Genomic DNA, 1,753 nt, shown 5'->3' on the forward strand with positions numbered 1-1,753 from the left:
CAGGGCTACGAGAACGGATTTTATCTCGGTGGTTCGCTGTTCGTCAACGTCACCATGGACATGCGGATATACAAGTAAGAGATATTTGGCCCGGTGCTCTCGGTCGTGCGGGCGCACGACTACAAGGAAGCGCTGGCGCTGCCGTCGGATCACGACTACGGCAATGGCGTTGCCATCTTCACCCGTGACGGCGACGCCGCGCGCGACTTCGCAGCCAAGGTGAACGTCGGCATGGTCGGCATCAACGTGCCGATCCCGGTGCCGATCGCCTATTACACCTTCGGTGGCTGGAAGAAGTCGGGCTTCGGCGATCTCAACCAGCACGGCCCGGACTCGATCCGCTTCTACACCAAGACCAAGACGGTGACCTCGCGCTGGCCGTCAGGTGTCAAGGAAGGCGCGGAGTTCTCGATCCCGCTGATGAAGTGACGCGGCCCGCGTGACCTGCAGCGGCGTCGGGACAACACCTTTCCCTTTGGGAGAGGTCGCGCCGAAGGCGCGGGTGAGGGGTTACGGTCTCTCGTTGGAGCAGCACCGCCTCACCCGATTTGCTGCGCAAATCGACCTCTCCCCTCCGGGGAGAGGTGACCCTATCCGGCGGGGGCATTGAGATGCAGTTCGCTCTGAACGAGGATCAGATCGCGGTGCGCGACATGGCGCTGGCGTTTGCGGCCGAGAAGATCGCGCCGCATGCGCTGCGCTGGGACGAGGAGAAGCATTTCCCCGTCGACGTGATGCGCGAGGCCGCAACGCTCGGCATGGGCGGCATCTACATCCGCGACGATGTCGGCGGCTCCGCGATGACCCGCTTCGATGCGGCGTTGATCTTCGAGGCGCTGGCGACGGGCTGCCCGACCACCTCGGCCTTCATCTCCATCCACAACATGGCGAGCTGGATGATCGATGCCTTCGGCAGCGACACCCAGCGCCAGCAATGGCTGCCGAAGCTCTGCACCATGGAGCTGATCGCGAGCTACTGCCTGACCGAGCCGGGTGCCGGCTCGGACGCGGCGGCGCTGCGTACGCGGGCCGTGCGCGACGGCGACCATTACGTCCTCAACGGCCAGAAGCAGTTCATCTCCGGCGCCGGCGGTACCGACGTTCTGGTCGCGATGGTCCGCACCGGCGGCGATGGTCCCGGGGGCATCTCGACCCTCGTCATCGACGGCAAGACGCCGGGCGTCTCCTTCGGCGCCAACGAACGCAAGATGGGCTGGAACGCGCAGCCGACCCGCGCGGTGATGTTCGAGAACGCCCGCGTGCCCATCGCCAATCGCTTGAGCGAGGAGGGCGTGGGCTTCAAGATCGCGATGGCCGGCCTCGACGGCGGCCGCCTCAACATCACGGCGTGCTCGCTCGGCGGGGCGCAGACCGCGCTCGACAAGGCGCGCAGCTACATGAAGGAACGCAAGGCGTTCGGGAAGCGTCTCGACGAATTCCAGGCGCTGCAGTTCCGCCTCGCCGACATGGCGATCGAACTTGAGGCCGCGCGCACCTTCTTGTGGCGAGCCGCGGCCGCGCTCGACCGCAAGGATCCCGACGCCACCATGCTGTGCGCGATGGCCAAGCGTTTCGGCACCGATGTTGGCTTCGAAGTCGCCAACCATGCGCTGCAGCTTCACGGCGGCTACGGCTACCTCAGTGAGTACGGCATCGAGAAGATCGTGCGCGACTTGCGCGTGCACCAGATCCTCGAAGGCACCAATGAAATCATGCGGCTCATCGTGGCGCGCAAACTGATCGAGGGCGCACG

At 65.3% G+C, this 1,753-nt stretch carries 1 protein-coding gene and 1 pseudogene; both read left to right on the forward strand.

The window, feature by feature from the left end:
* Positions 1-429 (forward strand): annotated as a pseudogene (locus JHD07_RS39080) (aldehyde dehydrogenase family protein); the annotation flags it as partial.
* 182 nt (positions 430-611) lie between these two features.
* Positions 612-1,753, forward strand: a 1,142-nt coding sequence (locus JHD07_RS39085; RefSeq protein ID WP_291631922.1) for an isobutyryl-CoA dehydrogenase, incomplete at its 3' end; no start/stop codon positions are given.

Source organism: Bradyrhizobium sp. (genome assembly GCF_016462955.1).
GTDB lineage: Bacteria > Pseudomonadota > Alphaproteobacteria > Rhizobiales > Xanthobacteraceae > Bradyrhizobium.